Annotated in this window: 19 protein-coding genes; 12 read left to right on the top strand and 7 right to left on the bottom strand. The window is 62.5% G+C overall.

What is annotated here, in order from left to right; genetic code table 11:
* The first annotated feature begins 5 nt into the window (after positions 1 to 5).
* From AC1DD7_RS10255 to AC1DD7_RS10245, 3 genes are all read left to right on the top strand, one after another.
* A complete protein-coding gene (locus AC1DD7_RS10255) occupies positions 6 to 644 on the top strand; it encodes a TetR/AcrR family transcriptional regulator (protein WP_477514874.1) in 639 nt (212 codons plus the stop codon).
* Positions 645 to 765: 121 nt separating this feature from the next.
* Positions 766 to 1,260: a hypothetical protein gene (locus AC1DD7_RS10250; protein ID WP_442003535.1), complete on the top strand. Its 495-nt coding sequence runs from the start codon at positions 766 to 768 to the stop codon at positions 1,258 to 1,260.
* Entirely contained in the window at positions 1,239 to 1,928 is a 690-nt protein-coding gene (locus tag AC1DD7_RS10245; protein ID WP_477514873.1) for a nucleotidyl transferase AbiEii/AbiGii toxin family protein, read from the top strand. Before AC1DD7_RS10250 ends, AC1DD7_RS10245 begins: the two co-directional genes overlap by 22 nt.
* On the opposite strand, the gene AC1DD7_RS10240 is transcribed toward AC1DD7_RS10245, so the two are convergent.
* Entirely contained in the window at positions 1,921 to 4,146 is a 2,226-nt protein-coding gene (locus AC1DD7_RS10240) for a S9 family peptidase (RefSeq protein WP_477514872.1), read from the bottom strand. The genes AC1DD7_RS10245 and AC1DD7_RS10240 overlap by 8 nt on opposite strands.
* 108 nt (positions 4,147 to 4,254) lie before the next feature.
* Between AC1DD7_RS10240 and opgC (AC1DD7_RS10235) the strand changes: the two genes are divergently transcribed.
* Entirely contained in the window at positions 4,255 to 6,135 is a 1,881-nt protein-coding gene (gene opgC / locus AC1DD7_RS10235; RefSeq protein WP_477514871.1) for an OpgC domain-containing protein, read from the top strand.
* Entirely contained in the window at positions 6,114 to 6,731 is a 618-nt protein-coding gene (gene opgC, locus AC1DD7_RS10230; RefSeq protein ID WP_477514870.1) for an OpgC domain-containing protein, read from the top strand. Before opgC (AC1DD7_RS10235) ends, opgC (AC1DD7_RS10230) begins: the two co-directional genes overlap by 22 nt.
* A gap of 10 nt (positions 6,732 to 6,741) precedes the next feature.
* Here the strand turns inward: opgC (AC1DD7_RS10230) and AC1DD7_RS10225 are convergent, their stop codons facing one another.
* The 4 genes from AC1DD7_RS10225 to AC1DD7_RS10210 all read right to left on the bottom strand — a co-directional run bounded on the left by AC1DD7_RS10225 (position 6,742) and on the right by AC1DD7_RS10210 (position 13,679).
* A complete protein-coding gene (locus AC1DD7_RS10225; protein ID WP_477514869.1) occupies positions 6,742 to 7,671 on the bottom strand; it encodes a GGDEF domain-containing protein in 930 nt (309 codons plus the stop codon).
* Entirely contained in the window at positions 7,668 to 11,114 is a 3,447-nt protein-coding gene (locus AC1DD7_RS10220; protein WP_477514868.1) for a hybrid sensor histidine kinase/response regulator, read from the bottom strand. Before AC1DD7_RS10220 ends, AC1DD7_RS10225 begins: the two co-directional genes overlap by 4 nt.
* A 212-nt stretch (positions 11,115 to 11,326) precedes the next feature.
* A complete protein-coding gene (locus AC1DD7_RS10215; protein ID WP_477514867.1) occupies positions 11,327 to 12,991 on the bottom strand; it encodes an alkaline phosphatase D family protein in 1,665 nt (554 codons plus the stop codon).
* Positions 12,992 to 13,073: 82 nt separating this feature from the next.
* Positions 13,074 to 13,679, bottom strand: coding sequence for a TasA family protein (locus tag AC1DD7_RS10210; protein ID WP_477514866.1), 606 nt, complete (start codon positions 13,677 to 13,679; stop codon positions 13,074 to 13,076).
* 422 nt (positions 13,680 to 14,101) lie between these two features.
* Here AC1DD7_RS10210 and AC1DD7_RS10205 point away from each other — a divergent pair, with 422 nt between their 5' ends.
* Positions 14,102 to 15,088, top strand: a complete 987-nt coding sequence (locus AC1DD7_RS10205; protein ID WP_477514865.1) for a LysM peptidoglycan-binding domain-containing protein — start codon at positions 14,102 to 14,104, stop codon at positions 15,086 to 15,088.
* A 26-nt stretch (positions 15,089 to 15,114) separates the two neighbouring features.
* On the opposite strand, the gene AC1DD7_RS10200 is transcribed toward AC1DD7_RS10205, so the two are convergent.
* Positions 15,115 to 15,711 (bottom strand): arsenate reductase/protein-tyrosine-phosphatase family protein, encoded by a 597-nt coding sequence (locus tag AC1DD7_RS10200; RefSeq protein ID WP_477514864.1) that lies wholly within the window; start codon positions 15,709 to 15,711, stop codon positions 15,115 to 15,117.
* 198 nt (positions 15,712 to 15,909) lie between these two features.
* On the opposite strand from AC1DD7_RS10200, the gene paaA reads away from it, so the two are divergent.
* From paaA to AC1DD7_RS10170, 6 genes are read left to right on the top strand one after another with little or no spacing between them, the layout of a single operon-like run.
* Positions 15,910 to 16,905: a 1,2-phenylacetyl-CoA epoxidase subunit PaaA gene (gene paaA, locus AC1DD7_RS10195; RefSeq protein ID WP_477514863.1), complete on the top strand. Its 996-nt coding sequence runs from the start codon at positions 15,910 to 15,912 to the stop codon at positions 16,903 to 16,905.
* Positions 16,905 to 17,282 carry a 1,2-phenylacetyl-CoA epoxidase subunit PaaB gene (gene paaB, locus AC1DD7_RS10190; RefSeq protein WP_442003542.1) on the top strand — a complete coding sequence of 126 codons (378 nt, stop codon included), beginning with the start codon at positions 16,905 to 16,907 and terminating at the stop codon, positions 17,280 to 17,282. Before paaA ends, paaB begins: the two co-directional genes overlap by 1 nt.
* Positions 17,282 to 18,199: a 1,2-phenylacetyl-CoA epoxidase subunit PaaC gene (paaC, locus tag AC1DD7_RS10185; RefSeq protein WP_477514862.1), complete on the top strand. Its 918-nt coding sequence runs from the start codon at positions 17,282 to 17,284 to the stop codon at positions 18,197 to 18,199. Before paaB ends, paaC begins: the two co-directional genes overlap by 1 nt.
* Before the next feature lie 5 nt (positions 18,200 to 18,204).
* Positions 18,205 to 18,777: a 1,2-phenylacetyl-CoA epoxidase subunit PaaD gene (gene paaD, locus AC1DD7_RS10180; protein ID WP_477514861.1), complete on the top strand. Its 573-nt coding sequence runs from the start codon at positions 18,205 to 18,207 to the stop codon at positions 18,775 to 18,777.
* Between the two features lie 8 nt (positions 18,778 to 18,785).
* Entirely contained in the window at positions 18,786 to 19,991 is a 1,206-nt protein-coding gene (gene paaE / locus AC1DD7_RS10175) for a 1,2-phenylacetyl-CoA epoxidase subunit PaaE (RefSeq protein ID WP_477514860.1), read from the top strand.
* A gap of 9 nt (positions 19,992 to 20,000) precedes the next feature.
* Positions 20,001 to 20,780 carry an enoyl-CoA hydratase/isomerase family protein gene (locus tag AC1DD7_RS10170; protein ID WP_477514859.1) on the top strand — a complete coding sequence of 260 codons (780 nt, stop codon included), beginning with the start codon at positions 20,001 to 20,003 and terminating at the stop codon, positions 20,778 to 20,780.
* A gap of 13 nt (positions 20,781 to 20,793) precedes the next feature.
* Here the strand turns inward: AC1DD7_RS10170 and AC1DD7_RS10165 are convergent, their stop codons facing one another.
* Complete coding sequence (locus tag AC1DD7_RS10165) at positions 20,794 to 23,148, bottom strand: transketolase-like TK C-terminal-containing protein (protein ID WP_477514858.1); 2,355 nt, start codon at positions 23,146 to 23,148, stop codon at positions 20,794 to 20,796.
* Positions 23,149 to 23,155 lie beyond the last annotated feature (7 nt).

The raw sequence follows: 23,155 nt of genomic DNA, 5'->3' as shown, positions 1-23,155 counted from the left end.
ACCCAATGGGCGCAAAAATCAAGAGGTCGTACGATTCCACCCGCCGCCAACAGCAGGCTGCGGAAACACGGCGAAGCATCATCGCGGCGGCGAACGAGCTGTTTATCTCGCAGGGATACGGGCAAACCACGGTCAAGCAGGTCGCTGAACGGGCCGGCGTGGCCGTCGAAACTGTCTACGCGACGTTCCGCACGAAAGCCGCGCTGCTCCGGCACGTTTGGTATGTCGATTTCCGCGGCGACGAGGCGGACGTGACCCTCTATGACAGGGCCGAAATGCAGGCCATCCTGACCGAACCGGACCTGCCAGCCAGGATCCGACGCCACGCCGCATTCGTGAGCGCGAGCAATCGGCGGATTGCCCCTCTCCTTGAGGCCCTCACGGGAGCAGCAGCGAGCGAGCCCGACGCCGTCGCCATGCTCACCGAATGGGCGGACCGCCGCCTGGATGTGGCAACGCGCTACGCACACGCTGCGGCGGCCACCGGGCAGCTTGGCGTCACGGAGGAGGAATGTCGCGACGTGCTGTTCGCGACGATGGACGGCACACTCTGGACCCGGTTCGTGGAGCAGCGCGGTTGGAGCGACGAACGGTTCTCGGCCTGGCTTGCCGCGATGTGGATCAGCATGCTCGTCCGGCACTAACCGGTACTTGAGCCCGGTCAACTATGCCAGCTATCTGCACAACGTTGGAGGGCTCATGGGCTTACAAGGTGTCATGACACCTTGTAAGATGGGACGGAAGCCCCTTGGAAGAAGGTCAACAATGTCGGCAGGCACGCCCAGGCGTTCGGTCCGTGTTGAGGACGAGCTATGGAACCAGGCACACGCCAAAGCGGCCCGGGAAGGGACCACAGTCGCTGAACGTGTCCGTGCCGGACTGCGAGAGTACGTATATGGACCGGAGGTCAGACACACTATCGCCGACTCCCTGGTCTACCTCGTCCCTGATTCACTGGAAGACCTGAAAGGGCCAGCATCCGGTGATGTGGTACTGCCCATCCACTTGGACTGGGGCCCAGAGCGTCGCTATGACGTCGGCGATGACGCCAGCTGCAGGACGCTCTACCAGCTGACACTGCAGAACTCAGGATCCGCTGAAGAGATGGCCCGGATCATCAACCCCGACAGGCTGGTTGCTTTGTGGCCTTCCATGCGATTGCCCGCTCGGTGCCGGCAGCTATGGAATGACGCCTTTCCCCAGCTGCCCATACACCGCGAAAGCAAGGAACATCCTGGATGGACGACGCTCAACGCGTAGCAACGGAAATAGCCCTCTCTGTTCTTGCCACGGACGGGTTCATCCTCGCCGGTGGACAGGCACTTGCCGAACACGGCGTGATCGACAGAATGTCAGAGGACATTGACCTGTTCGCCCAGCACCGCTGGCATACTCCCGAGACCTTCGCGGCCGCCGTGGACAAAATCACCTACGCACTTGTCGGTGCTGGATACTCAGTGGAGATCACCCGCCAATACGAGGAGTTCGCCAGCCTGACGGTGGCCAAGGACGATGCGACGGTCGTGATTGATCTCGGTTTGGACTGGTGGCGAGCGGCGCAGTGGGCGAGGGACTGCTTCCTTCCTCGGCGTCACTCGCTGGCTCGGGGATCGTCGACGGCTTCTGTCTCGTCCAGCCAGTCAAGCTGGTCATCGGGTGTGTATCCGGAAGCGACAGCCTCAGCCGTTGACCTCCACTCAGCCAGAACCACGAACAACCTTTCAAAGCTGGAAATAGCAGCACAGGCCCGAGCTACTTCCACAATTTCAGCTGCAAATTGCTCCCGCTGGCTATGCGGAAGGAAACCCAGCCAAGGGAACGGAACGAGGAGCTTTTCAGCGAAACTCAAAGCGCCAGGAGCAAGCGAGGCGGCAACGAGGCTCGCGGCCAAGCGCAGCGCCTCATGTTCCCGTTCCACCGCTACTTGAGCCCCGCTCCAGGAAGCAGTTCCGTGGCACCCAGCGAGTCGGCAACAAACGCGTAGTCCCAAGCCCGCTCGCGCCACTGCACGTACCGACCGGACGCTCCGCCGTGGCCGCCGTCCATCTCGATCTTCATGACGATCGGTTCGGAGCCCGTGGTTGCCGAACGCAGTGCCTGCACCCACTTGGCCGGTTCCACGTACAGAACCCGGGTGTCGTTGAAGGAAGTCACGGCTGCGATCTTGGGGTAGGGCACGCTCCGTACGTTCTCGTATGGAGTGTAGGACTTCATGTAGGCATAGGCCGCGGGATCGGTGATGGGGTTGCCCCACTCTTCCCATTCCAAGGCCGACAAGGGAAGCTCGGGATCCAGGATGCTGGTCAATGGATCCACGAACGGCACCTGGGCCACCACTGCCGCGTACTTTTCCGGAGCCATGTTGGCGATGGCACCCATGAGCAGGCCGCCGGCGGAACCACCCATGGCAGCAATCCGGGAGGGGTCCACCCAGCCGGAGCCAGCCAGCCAGTCGGTGGCCGCGATGAAGTCCGTGAAAGTGTTCTTCTTGCTGAACTTCTTCCCGTCGTCGTACCAGTGACGGCCCAGCTCACCACCGCCGCGGATGTGCGCAATGACCATGACGATCCCGCGGTCCAACAGCGACAAGCGGGCAACGCCGAAGCCCGGGTCCATGCTCATCTCATAGGAGCCATAGCCGTACACCAAGCCAGCCGCCGTGCCGTCCTGCTGTACCGAACTGTGGCGCAGCACTGACAGCGGAATCCGGGTGCCGTCGTCGGCGGTTGCCCACTCACGGGTGGCCACGTAATCCTCGCCGGAGTAACCGCCCAGGACGGGACTTTCCTTGCGCAGCAGCAGCTGGCCTGATGACAGCTCAGGAGTGGGCAGAACGAAGTCATAGACGCGCGACGGTGTGAAGTAGGAGGTGTAGCCCATGCGGATCACGGGGGCCTCGTAGTCGGAGCTGGAAACGCCGGCCGTATAGAGCTCTTCGTCGAAGGCCGGCTCCACGGGCGCGGCCTGCTCCGGGGTGCCCAGGCCTGCGAGTGGCAGCACCTGAACACGCTCAATGGTGTCCTTCCGGATGGACAGCACGAGGTGCGTGGACGTGACGCCCGCGCCGTTGACGCGGACGTCGTCGGAATGCTCGACGACGGTCCGCCAGTGCTGCTCTGCCAGCGGCTTGGTGAGCTCGAACGGGTCAACCAGGCTCACCATCGAGTTGATGGCGTCCTTGTTGTGGGTCAGGAGCAGGGTCTCCTTGCCAGCCAGGAGGAAGGGCTCGGCCTCATAAAGAATGTGTTCCTCGCGGGGAATGACCGTGCTGAGCCCGGCGTCGTAATCATCAAAGCGGAGCAGCCGGGTCTCGCTGAACTCGGAGCAGCCGATGCTCAGCACAAGGTGGCGGCGGTCAGAGGCGAGATCGAAGCCCAACCACATCGCGGCGTCGTCCTCCTGGTAAAGAACCTCATCTTCGGCAACCGGCGTGCCCAAGACGTGTGACTTGACCTGGTAGGGACGCCAGGAATCGTCCACCACGGTGTAGAAGATACGGGTGCCGTCGGGGGAGAACGCCACGCCATAGAAGATGTTCTCGATGACGTCCGGCAGGAGTTCGCCCGTCCGGAGGTCCTTGATCCGCAGTGTGAATCGTTCGTCGCCGGAGTTATCCACCGCGTACGCGTAAAGGTTGCCGTCGATGGTCACGGCAGCGCCACCGATGCTGAAAAACGGCTGGCCCTCGGCTTCCACGTTTCCGTCCAGAAGCACCTGCTCGCCCGGGATCTCCACGCCCGGCTCAACGGATGGCGGAGTCCAGTCAGTTACGGGGTCACCAGTGTTCCGCGCCACCACCCGGCAATGGATGCTGTATTCCTTGCCCTCCACTGAACGGCTGTAATACCACCAGCCGTCCTTGCGACTGGGCACGGACAGATCAGTTTCCTGGGTGCGGCCCTTGATCTCCTGGAAGATTGCTTCCCGGAGCGGTGCCTGATGCGCGGTGACAGCCTCCTGATAGGCGTTCTCTGCCTTGAGGTGCTCCACTACCTCCGCGGATTCCTTGTCCCGGAGCCATTCGTAGTTGTCCACAAAGACGTCACCGTGGTGTTCGCGGCGGCTGGGGACACGTTTGGCAACAGGCGGCTGCGGCGCTGAACCGTTGGCAGGGACAGCGGCAGGCGCGGAGGAAGTGTGGCTCATACGGCAACTCTATAGACGGCCTCTGACAAGGAACCAGCGATTTCGCTCAGAGCGCCCAGCAGACGGCGCTGGCCTATAGAGTTTTGCTCGGGCAGCCAGCCAGAATCGGTGAACGTTGCAATTCTTGGGGGACAACGGAGCATGGGAACAGCCAGGGCATCACATCCTGTGGCGAGGCCGGCGGTCTGGCTACTTGCCTCGCTTTTCCTCTTGCTCGCGCTGCCTACGGGGACGGCACACGCCGCGGGGAATGCAGCTTATCCAGGGGAAGGCAAACCCCTCCTCGGTGCAGTACTGGAGTGGGGCGAGGATTCCGCGCAGGCTTTCGCCGAACGGCTGGGCGCAGCTCCTGCCCTGCTCGGGCACGAGATCTCCCTGCCAATCCGCTCGGGTGAGGAGGAGGACATCAGGCAATTCCTGCTTCAAGCCTCGTCGCTTGGATCGCACGCCATGCTCACGGTGCAGCCTTCCATACCCCTGGATCAGGTGGACCGAACTCAAGCAGGGGCCTTCGCCGGAAAAGTCCAGAGCCTCGCATCCGAGTTCCACGGCCAGCTCCTGATCCGGTTTGCGCCTGACATGAATGCGAGTTGGACAGAATGGGGCCAACAGCCGCTCCAATACAAGGCGGCATTTCGGAATGTCGCCGAGGGCTTCAAAGCCGACGACGCCGACACGGTCATGGTCTGGCAGCCTTACCTTGGGCGGGGATACCCCTTTGAACGGCGCCGGAACGCACCCAGTCCCGGAACCGAAGGCTTTGCCGCGCTTGATACCAACAAGGACGGCGCGTGGAACGGGTCGGACGCCGCCTACGCACCCTACTATCCAGGCGATGACGTGGTGGATTGGGTTGGGTTGACTGCCTATCACGATGACACCGGCGGCAAGTCTGCGGTCAACACGCTGCCCGCGGATGGCGAGCTTGCCAGCATGCTGACCCGGTCCGGCAGCGAGGATTTCTATTCTTCCTATGTCCAACAACGAGGCAAGCCAATGGTGCTGCAGACCTCGGCCTTCTACAGTCCGTCTGTAAGCGGTATGGCGAACCGAGACCTCAAGCTTTCGTGGTGGACCCAGACGCTCCAAACAAGTACATCAACGCCTTTTGACAGGATCGCGGCCGTAGTTTGGGATGAACGAACGAGTACGCGGGATACCGGTGTGGCAAGCATCGATTGGCGGCTAACAGGTAATGCCTCCCTGGCTGAAGCTGCAGGTGCTGCATTGGCGAAGTCGAGCCTAACGACGGCACCCGTCACTGCCATCATCGGAGGGCAACAAGCTGGCCGGTCAAACGCTTTGTCCGGAGCTGCTGCCTGGACGGTCGCTGCGGCCTTGGCCATCATCCTCATCGCCCTATGGCAGCTTCCTCGCAGGGTGGCTGCGGTTGGCTCATGGGGGTATGGAGAGGCATCGCGCCGTGACTCCCGCATTGACTTCCTTCGCGGCGTGGCGATTGTGTTCGTGGTGGTCAACCACCTGGGCATGATTTCGCTCTTCCAGCTGCTGACCCAGGAAGCCGTAGGTTTTGTCTCCGGGGCGGAGCTGTTTGTCCTCTTCTCCGGATTCGTTGTGGGAATGGTCTACGGACCCAAGGTCAAAGAGGACTTCGGCAAGGTAGTGGACCTGACCGCTCGTCGCGCCGGCAAGCTCTACGTGACAGCGCTTGCCGTCCTCGTGGGCGTCTTCCTGCTTTCCTTGCTGCCGTTCTTCCAGACCGATGCCCTGACGACCTACGTAGATCAGGGAACGGGTGGAGCCGGGCATAACGCCGTGGGCCGCACATACGACCTCTACGCCGGAATGGAGTCGCTGCTGCAGTTCCCGGTGCCCGCCAATGTGCTTCCCGCCATCGTGATGCTGCAGTTCGGACCCTGGCAGTTCAACGTGATGGGCCTCTATGTGATCCTGCTGCTGATCAGCCCACTGATCCTCGCTGCCTCAACAAGGGAAAGGCGTTGTGGGTGTTGGCTGCCACGCTCGTGATTTATGCCGTTGGCACTATCACCCGGTTCCGGCTGCTGCCGTCCCAGTTTGAAGATTCCTTCCCTCTGCTCGTGTGGCAGGTGCTGTTTGTCATTGGCATGGTGGCAGGATTCCATCGCCGGAAAATCTCCGCCTGGCTGCTGGCACAGCGCTGGGCGGTTGCGGTGTGCACGGTGATGTCAGTGGCGTTCACCTTCCTGTCCTGGTGCAATCCCTACCTGGCGAATAGTTTTGACCTTCGCTTGGCCATCATTCCGGACACCGCCTATCGGGCCATGTACGATGCCTTTTTTGACCGCACGTACCTGGATCCGGGACGCCTGTTGAATGTCCTGGTCCTCGTGGTCACCGCGTACGCCTTCCTTACCGCTTACTGGAAACCAGTGGCAAGGGCGTTGGGGTGGTTCTTCATCCCCCTGGGCCAAGCCACTCTGTATGTCTTCGTCCTCCACCTTGTACTGATCGCTGTGGTTACCAACATTCCTGTGCTGCGGCAGGGCGATATCCTCATCAACACCGCAGCTTACGCGGTGGTGTTGGGACTCCTCTGGGTGATGGTGAAGAGGCGTTTCCTCTTCGGAATCATCCCTACTTGAGGTGCTGGTTTTAGTCCACGCCCTGCGAAAGCGTGCTGGCCAACGTGACGCGGTTCCGGCCCGATGCCTTTGCCGCGTACAGAGCAAGGTCCGCTTCGCGCAGCAACTGCTCCGTCCCGGCGCGGTGCCCATCAGCGAATGCCGAGACACCGGCGCTGATGGTGAGTATGCCGTCGGGGTCCCCGGAGTGCTCGATCTGAAGCGCATGAACAGCTGCCCGAATCCGCTCCATGACCACTTCGGCGCCAGCGGCCGTCTGCTCCCGAAGGACCAGGAGGAACTCCTCGCCGCCGAACCTGTACACGCCGTCGGACTGGCGGACCTCGCCGGCGAGCGTCGAAGCGATGGCCACCAATGCGGCGTCTCCCGCCTGGTGGCCGTAAATATCGTTGTAGCTCTTGAAGTTGTCCACATCCACCATCGCCAGACAATAGTCCCGCGAGTAGCGGTCACTTCTGCTGTGCAGTTGTCCCAGGTCTTCGGTCAGCTTGAGCCTGTTGTTCAGCTTGGTCAGGGGGTCTGTCCGGGCCTGTTTTGTCAGCGCCGTTCGATACTTTGCGAGGTCTGCGTGCAGCGAGGTGATGCGTTGCGCGGCAAGCAGACGGATGTGCAGGTTGAAGGGGTCCAGCGGTTTGGTGACGTAATCGTCCGCGCCGGCCTCCATACCTGCCAGGACGTCCTTTCGCGAACCGTGGGAGGTCACCAGGATCACGTACGTGTAGGTGTCCTGCTCGCGCTCGCGGATCGCCCGGCAAAGATCCAAGCCGTTCAAACCCGGCATCATCAGGTCCGTCACCACGGCCGCCGGAGCATGTGCCTGGTAAAGGTCCCAGGCCGAGTCGCCGTCCACTGCCACGATGCAGTCATGACCGGATTGCTCGACGGCGGCCTTGGTGATCATCCGGGAAATCTGGTCGTCGTCGGCGATTAATACTTTCATGGGGCTCCCAATAATGTGCGCGCGAGTGCCCCATTCACCCGTGCGAGTTCCGAATTCAGTTGATCAAGTACAGGCGTTCCATCTGCTGCAACATCCGGGCCCGCCTCACGGCCCAGCCGTTCCAAGTCCTTGGCCAAGGTGGCGGCGCCTGTAGCGCCTATGTTGGCCGCTGCACCGGCGAGTTTGTGGGCGGCGGCCTCCACCGCGTTGGCCTGCCCGCTTTCAAGGGCCGAACGCAATTTCTCCTGCGCACGCTGGGCTTCCTCGCGGAAGGCCCTGATGGCTTCGGGCAGCAGGCCCATACCGTCCGCCGGCCCAAGTTCGCGCAGGATCTGCAGCCTGTCCTCGTCCAGGACGGTACTGCCGGCGTCGTCGGGCTCGGCAGCGTGGCCGGACTCGGAAGCGTCCAAAACAACAGCGCTCGACGGCGGTGCTTCCGCCACCTGCAGCTGGGGCTCCAACCGTTCCTGCGGCACCCACCGGGCCAAGATGTCGCGGAGCTTGTCCAGATCCACGGGCTTGCTGATGTAATCGTCCATGCCAGCCGCGAAACAGCGCTCGCGGTCCTCGTTCAGGGCCCCGGCCGTCATGGCAATGATGGGGATCCTCACGGTTTTGGCATCCCGGGAACGAATCGTCTTTGTCGCCTCAAAACCATCCATCACCGGCATGTGGCAGTCCATAAGAACGGCAGCATAGTTTCCGGTGAGTGTCGCAGCAACGGCCTGCGCGCCGTCGTCGACGATGTCTACTTCGTAGCCGAGCCTGTTCGCCATCCCGCGGGCCACCAGCTGATTGACCTCATTGTCTTCAGCCACCAGGAGTTTGCCGAGGCGGAGTTCCGGGTCCCGGGGCGGCAGCTCGGGCTGCGTTCCAAGGGGCGCTGCCTTGCCCATCGTTTTCGTGGCCAGAAGCCGCAGGAGTCGGTTGTAGAACTCGGAGCTCCGTACGGGCTTGGTGAGGTACTCGCGGATCCCCGCGGACGTGAGATCGGCCTTGTCCACTTGCATGGTGGAGGTCAGGAGAATGATTCCCGGGCCGCCCGAGCCGTTGCTTTCTTCCTTGATTTGGCGGGCCAGTTCCAGGCCGTCGACGTCGGGCATGCACATGTCCACCACGGCGATGTCGTAAGGGTGGTGGTCGGAAACAGCCAGTCGGTATTCGTCCATGGCGGTGCGCGCATCTGCGACTGCCACCGGGTGCATTCCCCAGCTTGCAAGCTGTGTCTCCAGTACCAAGCGGTTGGTGGCGTTGTCGTCCACCACCAGGACCTTTTGGCCCGCGAGCGAGGCAGGCAGGAGCCCGGTGTCCGTGGCGGGTGGGCCGACAGGCAGTTCCAGGACAAACCAGAATTTGCTGCCTATTCCCATTTCGCTGTCGAGGCCGATTTCGCCGCCCATGACTTCGGTCAGTCGCCGCGAGATGGCCAAGCCGAGGCCCGTGCCGCCGTAACGGCGGGTGGTGGAGGCATCTGCCTGGGCGAAGGATTCGAACAACCGCTGGTGGTCTTCGGCGCTGATGCCGATTCCCGTGTCGCGGACTTCGAACCGCAGGGAGGCTTTGTTTGAATCCTGGTTGACCACGGAGACCTGGATCTCCACCTCGCCGGATGGGGTGAACTTGACTGCGTTGGATGACAGATTCAGCAGGATCTGGCGGATCCGCCCGGAGTCGCCCATGAGCCGTTCCGGCACGTTGGGGTGGCAGTAGGAGATCAGCTCAAGATCCTTGCTTTGGGCTTGCTCGGCAACCAGCCCGGCAACCTCTTCCACCAACGCCCGCGGATCGAAGGCCGTGATGTCCAGGTCCACCTTCCCGGCTTCCAGCTTGGAGAAGTCCAGGATGTCGTTGATCAGCGTCAGCAGAACCTCGCCGGCGCCTTTAACTCCCTGAGCGTACTGCCGTTGGACCTCATTCAGGCGCGTGTCCAACATGAGCGACGTCAGGCCGATCACGGCGTTCAGGGGAGTCCTGATCTCGTGGCTCATGGTGGCCAGGAACTCCGACTTGAGCCTGCTCGATTCCAAGGCTGCTTCCCGGGCAGCCAGGAGTTCGGCTTCCGAAGCTTTGCGGTCCGTGATGTCCCGGGAAATAGTGGCCACACCCCTGAAGCCTGATTCGCCGCGGACAGGGGAAAGAGTTACGGAAACTGGAATGATGACGCCGTCCCCGCGTTGGCGAAAGGTCTCAAAGTTTTGAACGGCACCGCTTTCAGCAGTTGTCCGAAGGGCCTCGTGTTCTGCTTCCCGCAATTCCCCGGGGATAAAGAAGTCGCTGTTCTTGCCTATCGCCTGCTCTGCCGTGTAGCCGAAAATCCGCTCAGCCCCCGGGTTCCAACTGAGGATCTCGCCCTCAGGCGTCTTGCCAATGATGGCGTCACCGGAGGAGTTCACGATCGCTCCCAAGCCCTCAAGCTCGGCTGTACGGGCGGCCACCTTGGACTCCAGGTCCCGCGTAAGGGACACATTCTCGACGACGATCAGCACCTGCCGCACGATGACGAACACCAAGACCAGGAGGCCCGTGATCAGCAGGATCGGGTCTCCCAGGTTGATGGCCCGGCTGCGGTTGAAAAGGACTGCACCAAAAACGGGAATGTACGGAAGGAGTTCCAATGCCGCAGCATACGTGCGCCCGTCTTTCTTGCTGCTGCTGGCCTCTGGAGCCAGGGGGCTGAACCCGATGAGCAGGAAAGCTGCTACCCAGCCAAGCGCCAAGGGGGATCCGGTCACACCTGTGACGCCTTCGGCGGTAAGCCGGACGTAGGTCAGGTCAGTCAACGCGAGCACCAGGAAGCCCAAGCCCAGGCACAGCCACGGAAGGCGGCGGCCACGTGCGGCACGCATGGTCAGCACGATCACCAGCGAGACCATAACAACGTCAACGAAGGGGTAGGCCAGCGTGGTCAGAAAGGCCAGGATGTCAACGTTGCCTGCCGCGATCAGCGGGCCCAGCACTGCGCCCCACGCGATGAAGAGAACCGCGCTGGCCACCGTTCCGACATCCAGGATAGTGCGCAAAACCGACATGCGGACGCTGTCGCCCTTGGAAAGGAGGACAAGCCCGACGGCGACCGGCAGCGCATAGCCGACGAATCCGATGTCCGAGGCCGAAGGGAAGGGGTAGGCGTGGTCCAGCACTATGCCGTTGAAGGTCCAGAGTGCTTGCCCGCAGGACCAGAGAGCCAAACCGGCAACCACGAACCAACGGGCTTTTGTATTGCCGTGTCCCTGTAGAGCCGCGCGTGTGTGTGTCATCAGCGCAGTCAGGGCGGCGACAAGGATGGCAAAGTCGCCTGCCAGCTGAGCTGTGGGTGTGCCGATACCGCTTCCGAACCCCACGGCCAAAAGGACGGTGCACAATCCGACTGCAACCAGGTAAAGCGGCATGCCCTGGCGCGCCCACGAGCGCACCGGAAGAACCTCGTGCTTCACTCCTGCCACTGAACCCCTGCCTTCGAAAGTGGCCCCACCAAAAGCGAACAACGCATCTTGCCTTTGCGCTGAGGAGAGCATACGCCGAAAGTGTGCTTAAGTGACCGGCAACACACAAAGGTGACGTCCCGTGAGACTCTATCGTCCTGTGAGACCCCATCTGAGTCGCAGCTGAGCGCGTTTTGAGAGCTCATAACGCGCTCTGCTGCGACTCACATGGGTCAGCGCTGCGGGATGAGGGTCTTCGAGAACAGCACAGCCCCATTGGCGTTGCGGAGGCTTACGGTGAAGGTGCTGTCGGCGGCAAGATCCACGTGCCCGAAATATTGGTTCTCGCCATCGCGCGGAGATTCGCCCGGGAAGCGACCAGCCTTGGCGAACACCACTTCCGGCCCAAACGTTCCATCCATGTCGTTGGGTCCGAACGAGCCAGCATTGATGGGGCCTGCCACGAACTCCCAGAAGGGATCGAAATCGGTGAAAGACGCTCGTTCGGGGGAGTAGTGATGGGCTGCGCAGTAGTGCACGTCCGCCGTCAGCCACACAGTGTTTTTGACGCCGTCCCGCTTGAAAGCGCTCAGCACGCCGGCGATTTCCAGTTCGCGTCCCAGCGGAGCACCGTTATCCCGGTTGGAGAGGCTCTCCTGGTTCACCGGACCATCCGGCACGATGATGCCTAGCGGCAGGTCAGCTGCGATCACCTTCCACGTTGCCTTTGACTGGCGTACTTCCTTGATCAGCCAATCCACCTGCTCCTGGCCCAGGATGTTGGTGGCGTACGGTTCTTTGCCATCGGTGTTGGGGGACTTGTAGGTCCTCATGTCCAGGCAGAAGATGTCCAGCTGCGGGCCGCGCGAAATCTTCCGGTAGATGCGCGCAGGTTGGTACTGGCCGGCGTCGAACGTTCCCGGGCGCCATAACGCCGCGGAGTCTGCGATCGGCATGTTCTCCTGCCAGGCCTGCCGGCCGCGGGCGGCCAGGACATTCACGTTCCGTTCCGTGTAGCGGGCATCGTCCAGGATCTGGCCGGGGTACCAGTTGTTGTGTGTCTCGTGGTCATCCCATTGGGCTATCACGGGGACCTCGGCGAACATGGCCCGCATGTTGGCGTCCAGCGAGTTGTAGCGGTGCCGTCCCCGGTATTCCTTAAGTGTTTCGGCAACCTTGGAGACTTCTTCGGTGACGATATTGCGCCATACCTGACCGTCCTTCTCGGTGACCGTGGTGGCGATGGGGCCGTCGGCGTAGATGGTGTCCCCCGAGTGGATGAAGAAGTCCGGGCGCGTTGTGTGCATTGCTTTGTAGCCCCGCATGCCGCCGATTTCCTCATTGATGCCCCAGCCCTGCCCGGCGGTGTCGCCGGTCCACACGAAGGACTGCGAGGACGACGACGGCTTGCGGCCTTCGCGCTCGTCTTCAGGACCGCCGTTCCCGGCACTGTTGTTTACCGATGAGCCGGGCGCCGTGGTGAACGTCCCCTGGACTGCCTCGCCGAGACCGTTTTCGTCCTCGAAGTTAAGTTCAAGGGCGAAGCGGGTTCCCGCAGGAAGTCCTTTGGCGTGGATCTTGGCGGTGAAGTCGCTGGCTTCGGTAGCGAGCGGTCCCTGGATGGTTCGGCTGAATCCATATCGTCCCCGCAGGATTTCGCCCGCGCTGTCCACTGCTTGCAGGCGGGCGGTGAGTCGCCCCAGGCCCGAGGCGCGTGACCAGAGGACTGCCGAATCCGCGGTGACATCGCCGGTGGCGATTCCTGTGGGGAGTGTGAGGCGTTTGCGGACTAGGGGGATTGCGGCGGGTGCAGGTGCAGCGGTACCCGTTGCGAGGCCAGCCAAAGCCAGGCCGGTTAAGGATGTTTTGACGAGGGTGCGGCGCGAGAGATCAGTCATGGTTCCACTGTTTCGGGGCGTCGTGAACAGCGGGTGAGCCTGAGGTGAAGGATTCTGCTGGATCATCCCGACTGGCAGGGTGCTACTTGATGGTTTCGGTGCGCTGGGTGCCGGTGAAGGCGAAGCCGATGGTGCTCGTGGCGCCCTGGAAGGTGTCGTTGGCCGTGGTGGGGAACGCGGTGGTGACCTTGAGGTAGTCGGTTTTGGCCGAGGTGAGGGCGGTCAGGTTGTTCAGGACCTTGTTCGCGGTGATCACCGGGGCGGAGGCCATGACGGTGGTCTTGGTCCCGGAGCAGGTGTAGGGGGCTGCGGCGCCGGTCCAGGCGACCGAGCAGTTCTCGATGGTCAGCTGCAGGCCGTTGGTCACATCCGTGGTGAGCAGTGAGGCGGTGGCCCCGGCGGAGGTGGTGAGGGTGACGTTGTTCAGGTCCGAGTTGCCGGTGTTGGCCAAGGTGACGAGCTTTTCGACTTTGTCTCCGGGCAGCAGACCCGCGACGGGGACGTTGAGGGTGTTGTTCGCTCCGGCGCCCAGGGCGATGGTGACGGTGCCGGCGGTGACTTGCTGGCTGGCCGAGGTGGAGGAAGTGAACGCGCCGTAGGTTCCCATGCCGGCGACCGCGGCTGCGGTGCCGAGCAGTGCGACGGAAGCGAGGACCTTGCCGGAGGTGGTCTTGAGGCTGATGGCCATGGGAATCAGTGTCCTTTCGGGAGGCCACCGCTGCCGGCCGGCCGTTTCATGTGCCGGCCCTGAGTGGCTGACAAGAAACACTGTGCCGGGCCCGGATCAAGAACCACTCCTGCAATCCATCAACACTTGCTCAGGAAAAGATCAAGGCAAGTGGTGTGTTCCGGAAAAGATGCGTACTACTTAGTGCAATTCCCGGGCTCCGGAGAAAAAGACGAGTATCTGTTACTCGTGCGGTGCCAATGGCCAATTCCTAGCATTAAGTTCCCTAGGGTTTCTGAAATTCTGTTCCGCCGGCTCAGCGGTGGTTCGCTCCCTCGCACGTGACGAGTGGTGCTCCCCACAACATTTCTGCGCTATCGCATACGCCCCTCCCATGGGACTTCTGCGTGCTCAGACCGACGCCTTGGATTCTGGGATACCCAATGAACATTTATCATGACGAGCTTCAAACGACTCTGTCAAAGAACGCGCCTGGCGGTACCCTGCTGCTTGGGTCTCGCAAGAATAAAGTCCTTCTGATCGCAATTGCCATCATTGTTGTCATAGGGCTAATCCCTTTGATTTTTGGGGTTCTTTCACAGGCAAACAACCCCGCCGCTGATATGGGCCAAACGGTGTCCAATGAACAACTGGCGGCTCCCCAGGCCACTGACTCCAACCAGGCCACAGACTCCAACCCGGCCACGGCCGCCGCGAGTGAAGCAGCAGTGGCGCCTGCAGCCGAAGCCAAGGTTCCCGCCGTCGAACCGGCGGTGCCAGCGGCGGCGCCGCCTGCAGAACCTGCACCGGCTGCGCCGGCCGAACCAGCGCCGCCAGCTGTGGATTCCAACCTTTATACGGTTGCCAGCGGAGATACCGTGGGCTCCATAGCTGCCCGGTTCGGCGTGAACATGAACGAGATGTTGGCTGCCAATGGCTTGAGCGGCTACTCGGTCATCGTGCCCGGCCAGGTCCTGAAACTAACTGGACCAGCGGTTCCACTCATCGAGCCGGCGCCGGCCCCCGCACCAGTCCAGGCCGCCCCAGCCCAGGCAGCCCCTGCGCAAGCCGCTCCGGCGCAGGCTGCTGCTCCCGTGGCTGCAGGCTGGACAATTTACGTGGCTGGATCCGGAGGCCAAAGCTTGGTGGACGCATGCATCGGGCCCATCCATTTCACTCCCACGGATGGCTATGCGCTGTTCATCACCGAGCACGACTTCTGTGGAGGTTGGGCACGTTTCTCCGGCATCGGTGTGGGACAAACGGTTAACATCCCGGGCTACGGTACGTACACAGTGACCGGAAGGGGACAAGTGCCCAACCCCGGAACAACCAACAATGTGGCGGCTGTCTTCGGCGGCTTCCCGGCAGTTGTCCTGCAGACGTGCATCCCCGGCACGAGCCAGATGTTAGTGATTGGGCTTAACTAGTCCGACCTAACTAGAAAGACAGCTAACTAGGCCGGGGCTGTCAGACGCGCAAACCGGAGTATGCCCAGGATGGCCGGGGCCAGCTCATCCTCCATCTGGTTGTAGACCTCTTCCGCTCGTCGGTAGGGGTCTACGACGTCGTTATCGGTGGGATCGGCTGGCAGGGCCAGGTGGCGTACGGAAGCGGCCCGGGCCGGAAGAGCCCGCCAGAATTCCACGATGTCGCCCTCCGGAACAAGATCGCCACGGGCCTCCAGGACGGCAAGCATCCTGGCAAATTCACGGATAGTGAACGTTCGCTTTAGCAGAGAAGCATCCAGCTGAAGAACTTCGCCCCGGTGCCTGGACGTCATGGCAAGCACGAGGTCGGTTTCCCGCAGGATCTTGTGGTTGAGCTGCCTGGCAGCGAAGTTGTCGGGGCTGCCACGGAAGGTGCTGATCATCTTGGCCGACAGGGGCTGAATCGGCTCTCCGACCATTGCGCGGGTGCCGGCGCTGCGAACCTCGAATGATCCTGGGCTTGCGTGGTTCAGCCCCGCCTGCAGCAGCCGTTCTGCCACAGGGGAGCGGCAAATGTTCCCTGTGCAGACGGTGAGGATCCTAAAGGGCTGGGGCGATTCCACGTGAGGCTCTTTTCTTGCGGGGGCTTTGGACGGCTCAGGTCCCATCCCAAGTTAACACGGGCAGCAAAGACCACCTTGTCACAACGCCCAGCCGCACCCATGCCTCTAAACGGGTCTTCAACGAGAACCGAACGCTTGACTGAAAACGCCCGCTCCGCATATTCTGAACGAACGGTCGGTAATTTATTAGGAGCAACCATGGCATCGCAGAATCTGCAATCAGTGCCCGCTGAGCTGTCCCCGGAAGAGCAGGAGCGGGAGGCAGCCGGGAAGGCGTACTTTGATCGCATCATCTCGGAAGACTCGCGCATCGAACCGCGCGACTGGATGCCGGAGGCTTACCGCAAGACTTTGCTGCGTCAGATCTCGCAGCACGCGCACTCGGAAATCATCGGCATGCAGCCGGAAGCCAACTGGATCACCCGCGCTCCGAGCCTGAAGCGCAAGTCCATCCTCATGGCCAAGGTCCAGGACGAGGCAGGCCACGGCCTGTACCTCTACTCGGCAGCTGAGACCCTGGGGCAGACCCGGGACAAGATGATGGAAGACCTCATTGCCGGCAAAGCCCGGTACTCGTCGATCTTCAACTACCCGGCGATTTCCTGGGCGGACATGGGAGCCATCGGTTGGCTTGTGGATGGCGCCGCCATTTGCAACCAGGTGCCCCTGTGCCGCGCCTCCTACGGTCCTTACGGCCGCGCAATGGTGCGCATCTGCAAGGAAGAGTCCTTCCACCAGCGCCAGGGTTTTGAGATCCTGCTGGAACTTTCCAACGGTACGCCTGAGCAGAAGCAGATGGCCCAGGAAGCAGTGAACCGCTGGTACGCGCCGTCGCTGATGATGTTTGGCCCGCCGGATGATGACTCACCCAATTCCAAGCAGTCCATGGCCTGGAACATCAAGCGGTTCAGCAACGATGAACTGCGCAGCCGGTTCGTCGGCATGATGGTGGAGCAGGTCAAGGTCCTCGGCCTGACCCTGCCTGACAAGGACATCCGTTTCAACGAAGAAACCAAGAAGTGGGAGCACGGACCCCTGGACTGGAACGAGTTCAAGGAAGTCCTGGCCGGCCGCGGCCCCTGCAACTCGCAGCGCATCGAGCGCCGCCGCGAGGCACACGAAAACGGTGCCTGGGTTCGCGAAGCCGCCGTGGCCTACGCCCGCAAGCAAGCAGAGAAAGTGAACGCAGCATAATGGCTCCCCACGGTAACCCGGAAGAACCGGCAAGCTCGGCCAGCGAGATCAAGCGCGAGGCGCCCAAAGTCGCAGCCGCCACTGAACAGCACCACGAGACCCCCTGGTCCCTCTGGGAAGTCTTCGTGCGCTCCAGTCGTGGACTGTCCCATGTGCACGCCGGATCTTTGCACGCTCCTGATGCCGCCATGGCCCTCAGGAATGCCCGCGATCTTTACACCCGCCGCAACGAAGGGGTATCCATCTGGGTTGTCCCGGCCGAGGCAATCACCTCCAGCGATCCGGATTCCAAGGGTGCCTTCTTCGAATCGCCGCAGGGCAAGGACTACCGCCACGCGACGTATTACACCAAGAGCGAAGGCGTGAAGCACCTGTGATGACTGATAAAGACACTGACTTCGCCATTGAAGGCCACGGCGATATCTCCGTGGGCGTCCACGGGGCGGGAGCTTCCGGCGACGGTTCAGCCAGCGCCACCCGCATCACGCCGGGCAACGCCCTCCGTCCAGAGGACATCGCCCTTGAAGTACGGCGTGGACAGGTCAAGCCGAGCGAGGACGTTGCCGAGTTTGCACTGAGGATCGGCGACGACGGACTGATCCTCGCCCAGCGCCTGGGCCACTGGATTTCCCGTGCTCCGGAGCTCGAGGAAGACATCGCACTCGGCAACATTGCGCTGGACCAGTTGGGCCACGCGCGCTCGTTCCTGACCTACGCCGGTGCCGCCTGGGACAAGTCCGAGGACGATCTCGCGTACTTCCGCCGCGAGCACGAATTCCGTTCTGCACACCTTTTCGAGCAGCCCAACGGGGACTTCGCGGTGACCATCGCCCGCCAGTTCATCGTCAGCTACTACCAGTACGAGCTCTACACACGGCTCATGGACTCCACTGATCCCACCCTCGCGGCCATCTCCGCCAAGGCCGTGAAGGAAGTGGATTACCACCGCGACCACAGCGCCCAGTGGGTACTGCGCCTGGCTGGCGGAACGGACGAGTCCCGCGCCCGCATCATCCAGGGCTTCAAGCTCGTATGGCCGTATGTGGACGAACTCTTCGAGGACGATGAGCTCACTGCACGCCTGGCCGAGGCTGGCGTGACTGTTCAGCCCTCTAGCCTGCGAGCTGAATTCGATCGGCTCACCGGCGAGATCATGGCCGAAGCCGAACTGGACATCCCCGCCGTCCCGCAAGCACTCGGTGGCGGCCGTCGTGGCAAGCACTCCGAGTTCCTGGGTTACATCCTCGCTGAGATGCAGGTCCTGGCCCGCGAACACCCCGGCGCGAGCTGGTGACCACCATGACGAGCCTGTCAGGGACGCAGATGCGGACACAAGAGCAGCGGGCCTGGGACATCGCGGCCACGGTCTGCGATCCGGAGATCCCGGTCCTCACCATCGAGGACCTCGGCATTCTCCGCGGCGTACACGTCGTCGAGGCGACTGATGCGAAGCAGCCCACGGACAAAGCGGACGACGGCGGCACCTCACGTACCGCCGTCGAGGTCACCATCACGCCTACGTACTCGGGCTGCCCGGCCATGGACGCGATTGCTGACGACGTGCGGAGGGCCTTCGAAAAGGAGGGCTACGCGAGTGTGCACGTCAACCTGGTGCTCTCCCCGGCCTGGACTACGGACTGGATGACCGAGTCCGGCAAGGCCAAGCTGCAGGAGTACGGGATCGCCCCTCCAAGTGGCCATTCAAAAGCCGGCGGCCACTCCGGTCCCGTTCGTTTGAATCTGGCTGTGAAATGCCCGCAGTGTTCGTCGTTGAACACCAAGGAGCTCACCCGCTTTGGTTCCACGTCATGCAAGGCGTTGTTCGTCTGCCAGGACTGCAAGGAACCGTTCGACTACTTCAAAGTCCTCTAAGGAATTCCATGACCACCGAAACCCAGACGGCCAGCCGCCGTCGTGCGTCTTTCCATACCCTGACCGTCTCGGAAGTCCGGCGCCTTACGGACGACGCAATCGAGGTGACGTTCGCTGTTCCCGCCGAGCTGGCTGGTCAGTATGACTACCTCCCTGGCCAGTACGTCGCATTGCGCACCGCACTGCCGGACGAGAATGGTGAGCAGCACGAGGTCCGCCGCAGCTACTCGATCTGTGCAGAGCCGCGCAGTTTCGCGGATGGCAGCAGCGAGATCCGGGTGGCCATCAAAAAGGACCTGGGCGGCACTTTCTCCACCTGGGCCAACGCGGAGTTGAAGGCCGGCGACGTCCTGGACGTGATGAGCCCGCAGGGTGCTTTCATTTCACGGCACGGCAAGGACGGCTCGGCGGTCCAGCACAACGTCATGAACTCCATGAACCACCCCGAGGAGTTGGCGGGGGAGCCCGGGAACTTCGTTGCGATCGCTGCAGGCTCGGGCATCACGCCCGTGATCGCGATTGCCCGGACACTGCTGGCCGCCAACCCTGAGACCACTTTTGACCTGATCTACGCCAACAAAGCCGCCATGGACGTCATGTTCCTGGAGGAACTGGCGGACCTGAAGGACAAGTACCCTTCGCGTCTGGCGCTGCACCACGTGTTGTCCCGCGAGCAGCGGATCGCGCCGCTGATGACCGGCCGCATCGATTCCGAGAAGCTGCAGGCGTTGCTGAGCAGTGCCATCCATTCCGAGGATGTGGACGAGTGGTTCCTGTGTGGGCCGTTCGAGCTGGTCCAACTGTGCCGCGACACCCTCGCTGGCCGTGGTGTGAAGCCTGAGCACGTTCGTTTCGAGCTGTTCACCACTGGTCGTCCTGACCGCCCTGAGGGCAATGCCGGCCGTCCCGTTGTGGAGGACGAGTCGAAGGAAACCTACAAGATCACGTTCAAGCTGGACGGTTTGACCGGCGAGGTGGCGAGTCCCACGCATGCTCGCGAGTCCATCCTCAATGCTGCCCTTCGTGTCCGCCCCGATGTTCCGTTCGCGTGTGCGGGCGGGGTCTGCGGCACCTGCCGCGCCAAGCTCGTGACGGGTACGGTGTCCATGGATGAGAACTACGCCCTCGAGCAGGACGAGCTGGATAAGGGCTACGTCCTCACCTGCCAGTCCCACCCCACCAGCGAAGAAGTTACCGTCGACTTCGACGTCTAAGGAGTCCCCATGATCGAGCTCTCCATTGCCAACAGCATTGCCGAAATTGTCCTCAATGCCCCCGAAAGGCTGAACTCGCTCAACGAGGACGCGCTTGCCGAACTGGACAAGGCGTACGACGACGCCGCTGCCGCCGCCTCGCGCGGTGAGGTGCGGGCGCTGCTGCTTCGCGGAGAGGGGCGAGCCTTCTGCGCCGGCCGCGACATTGCCGGCGTTACCCCCGAAACCGATGACGCGCAGGCGTATCTCGGCGGGCTGGTGGAACCGCTCCTGAAGAAGATGGCCACATTCCCCGCACCCACTTTTGCTGCTGCGCACGGTGCCTGCCTGGGTGTCGGTCTCGGACTGCTGTTGGCCACGGACGTGGTGTACGTGGGGGAGAATGCCAAATTTGGTTCACCTTTCGCCAAACTGGGCGCCACCCTGGATTCCGGCGGGCACTGGTACTTCACTGAGCGTCTGGGCATGCATCGCACGTTGGACCTGATCTACACAGCCGATCTGATCTCTGGCTCCGAGGCCGTTGAACGGGGAATGTTCAGCCGTGCGATGCCCGATGATGCTTTGCTTGCCATGACCCGGGCCATCGTCGAGCGGGTGGCTACTGGTGCCACCGTGGCCTTCAACGCCTCCAAGGAACTCGTGGCCCACATCCGCGATCAGCGACTTGGCCTCTGGGCGTCCATGGCCGAGGAAAACACTGAGCAGGCCCGCCTCTGCAAGACCGAGGATTACGCCGAGGGCTTCCGGGCTTTCCAGGAGAAGCGGGCGCCGGTTTTCAAGGGGTGATCCCGAGCCCCTGTCATTGGACCAAATCCAGGACAGCGCGGACGATGCTGTCGGTGTCGATCCCGTGGTAACGGTAGACGTCCTCGAGGCCGCCCGCCTGGCCGAAGGTGTCTACGCCGAGGTTGCGGCTTTTGACTTGATGCACACCGGCGAGGAACGCGAGCGTGTGGGGGTGGCCGTCGAGCACGGTGACCATGGGGACGGCGCGCCCTGACGGCAGGATTTGGTCCAGGATCCAGGACGGTGCCTCCGGGTTCTGCCCATTGCGGCCTTGCAGGGCGTCGTAGAGCAGGCCTGGGCTCGTGACGCATATGACGTCCACGGGGGTGCCTTGGGCGGCGAGTCGCTCGGAGGCTGCAAGTGCCTCCGGGACCATGGCCCCCATGGCAACGATCGTCGCGAACGGTCTTGCGGCCGTCCGGAGCATGTAGCCGCCAGCGACCACTTGGCGACGGCGACGCTCACGCGCGGCTGGATCTTCCGGGACGGCAGCCAGTTGTTGGTCGATGGGTTTTGTGGAGAGCCGCAGGTAGGCGGATTTGCCGCCCGGTCTCCCGAGTTGGGACATGGAGGCGAGCAGCGTCCACTCGACGTCGATGGCGAAGGCTGGTTCGTAGCTGGTGCAGCCGGGCTGTTCCAGGCCGATGGACGGCGTCTTGATGGACTGGTGAGCACCGCCTTCGGGAGCAAGCGTGACGCCCGACGGCGTACCTACCAGGATTGACTGACCGCCGGCGTAGATGCCGTAGGACCATGGTTCCAAGGCTCGCTCGACGAACGGGTCATAGAGCACGCCGATCGGGAACAGCGGCTGGCCCCAGCGGCTCCACGTTGCGCCGAGCTCGCCGAGGAGGCTGACAAGATTGACCTCGGCTATGCCGAGTTCGATGTGCTGGCCAGTGGGCTTTTCACGCCAGTGCATCACGGTCTCGGTGTCGTCGCTGAACCAGTCGGGGCGCTCTTCCACTGACCACACGCCCACCTTGTTCAGCCAACCGGCGAGGTTGGTGCTGGAACTCACGTCCGGGCTGACCGTCACCAATCGACGGGCGACGGCGGGCGCCGCACGGGTGACGTCCAGCAAAGTGCGGCCCAGGGCTGCCTGTGTGGTGCCTGTTCCCGAGGGCGTTCTGCCGAAATCTGCCGGTACTGCGGGCGGGGCAACCGCAGGTTCAACCGTGCGCCGCAGGGTTTCCGCTGTGGTCCGTACCAGCTGCCCCTCGGTGCTTACGGGATCGAACCGCGTCCATGGTGAGTCTGGGTCTTCGCCCATTGTGTCTGCCAGTTGGCGGTATTGATCGACGGTAAGCAGCGAGGAGTGGTTTTGCGGATGGCCCTCGGTGGGCAGTCCGTTGCCCTTGACGGTGTAAGCAATGATGACCGTGGGACGCGTGTCATCGATCCGGGAGTAGGCCTCGCGCAACGCGGCAAGATCGTGCCCGCCCAGGTTTCTGATGGCCTGGGTCAGCGTCTGGTCCTCGACGCCGGCAATAAGTTCCGCGATGGCCGCACCCCCTGCGCCCTCACCAGGGAGCCTGCGGCGTAGCTCTTCGGCCGAGCAGCGCAGCAGCCGCTGGTATTCGGGGTTGGACATCTCAACAATGCGCTTCCGGAGCGCGTCGCCTCCTGTCCTGGCCATGAGGCTCTCCAGGAGATGCCCGAAGCGCACGGTGATGACCTGCCAGCCAGCAGCCTCGAAGAGACGCTCGATCTTGCCCGCGGCAATGTTTGGCACCACCCGGTCAAGGGACTGCCTGTTCAGGTCCACGATCCAGACGATCTCACCAAGATCCGCAACGTTCGAGTCCAGCACGGCCTCCCAGATGGCGCCCTCGTCCAATTCAGCGTCGCCGACGAGCGAGTACTGGCGCCCACGGTTCGGCGTGCCGCTCACGGTCTCGATATATCGCCGCGAAATGGCACCCCAGATTGGCGCGGTGGCCCCGATGCCGACGGAGCCCGTGGAATAGTCAACGGGATCCGGGTCCTTTGCGCGGCTGGGGTAGCTCTGCAGCCCGCCGAACTCGCGCAGCGTTGCGAGGTACTTTTCGTCCAAGCTACCCAGCAGATAGTTGATGCTGTGGAGCACCGGCGAGGCGTGGGGCTTCACCGAGACGCGGTCCTCGGCGCGAAGCTGCCCGAACCAGAGCGAGGTCATGATCGTGGCAATGGAGGCACTCGAGGCCTGGTGCCCGCCCACCTTGATGCCGGATGGGTTCGGCCGCACCTTGTTTGCGTGGTGGATCATGGATGTCGCAAGCCACAGAACGCGGCGTTCGATCGCAGCAAGTGCGTCCAGTTGGGGGTGGTCTTCGAAGGTCGAGGCGGTCTTCGCCTCCAGGTTATCGCTGACATGGATCAGGTTCATTGCATGC

This window comes from Paenarthrobacter sp. 10L412, from assembly GCF_056395565.1.
This window is presented reverse-complemented; position numbering and strand designations above follow the sequence as displayed.

Bases quoted from the DNA above. Each gene is read 5' to 3' on its own strand.
- AC1DD7_RS10255 (WP_477514874.1), top strand. From the start codon at position 6: ATGGGCGCAAAAATCAAGAGGTCGTACGATTCCACCCGCCGCCAACAG.
- AC1DD7_RS10250 (WP_442003535.1), top strand. From the start codon at position 766: ATGTCGGCAGGCACGCCCAGGCGTTCGGTCCGTGTTGAGGACGAGCTA.
- AC1DD7_RS10245 (WP_477514873.1), top strand. From the start codon at position 1,239: ATGGACGACGCTCAACGCGTAGCAACGGAAATAGCCCTCTCTGTTCTT.
- AC1DD7_RS10240 (WP_477514872.1), bottom strand. From the start codon at position 4,146: ATGAGCCACACTTCCTCCGCGCCTGCCGCTGTCCCTGCCAACGGTTCA.
- AC1DD7_RS10225 (WP_477514869.1), bottom strand. From the start codon at position 7,671: ATGAAAGTATTAATCGCCGACGACGACCAGATTTCCCGGATGATCACC.
- AC1DD7_RS10215 (WP_477514867.1), bottom strand. From the start codon at position 12,991: ATGACTGATCTCTCGCGCCGCACCCTCGTCAAAACATCCTTAACCGGC.
- AC1DD7_RS10210 (WP_477514866.1), bottom strand. From the start codon at position 13,679: ATGGCCATCAGCCTCAAGACCACCTCCGGCAAGGTCCTCGCTTCCGTC.
- AC1DD7_RS10205 (WP_477514865.1), top strand. From the start codon at position 14,102: ATGAACATTTATCATGACGAGCTTCAAACGACTCTGTCAAAGAACGCG.
- paaA (WP_477514863.1), top strand. From the start codon at position 15,910: ATGGCATCGCAGAATCTGCAATCAGTGCCCGCTGAGCTGTCCCCGGAA.
- paaB (WP_442003542.1), top strand. From the start codon at position 16,905: ATGGCTCCCCACGGTAACCCGGAAGAACCGGCAAGCTCGGCCAGCGAG.
- paaC (WP_477514862.1), top strand. From the start codon at position 17,282: ATGACTGATAAAGACACTGACTTCGCCATTGAAGGCCACGGCGATATC.
- paaD (WP_477514861.1), top strand. From the start codon at position 18,205: ATGACGAGCCTGTCAGGGACGCAGATGCGGACACAAGAGCAGCGGGCC.
- paaE (WP_477514860.1), top strand. From the start codon at position 18,786: ATGACCACCGAAACCCAGACGGCCAGCCGCCGTCGTGCGTCTTTCCAT.
- AC1DD7_RS10170 (WP_477514859.1), top strand. From the start codon at position 20,001: ATGATCGAGCTCTCCATTGCCAACAGCATTGCCGAAATTGTCCTCAAT.
- AC1DD7_RS10165 (WP_477514858.1), bottom strand. From the start codon at position 23,148: ATGAACCTGATCCATGTCAGCGATAACCTGGAGGCGAAGACCGCCTCG.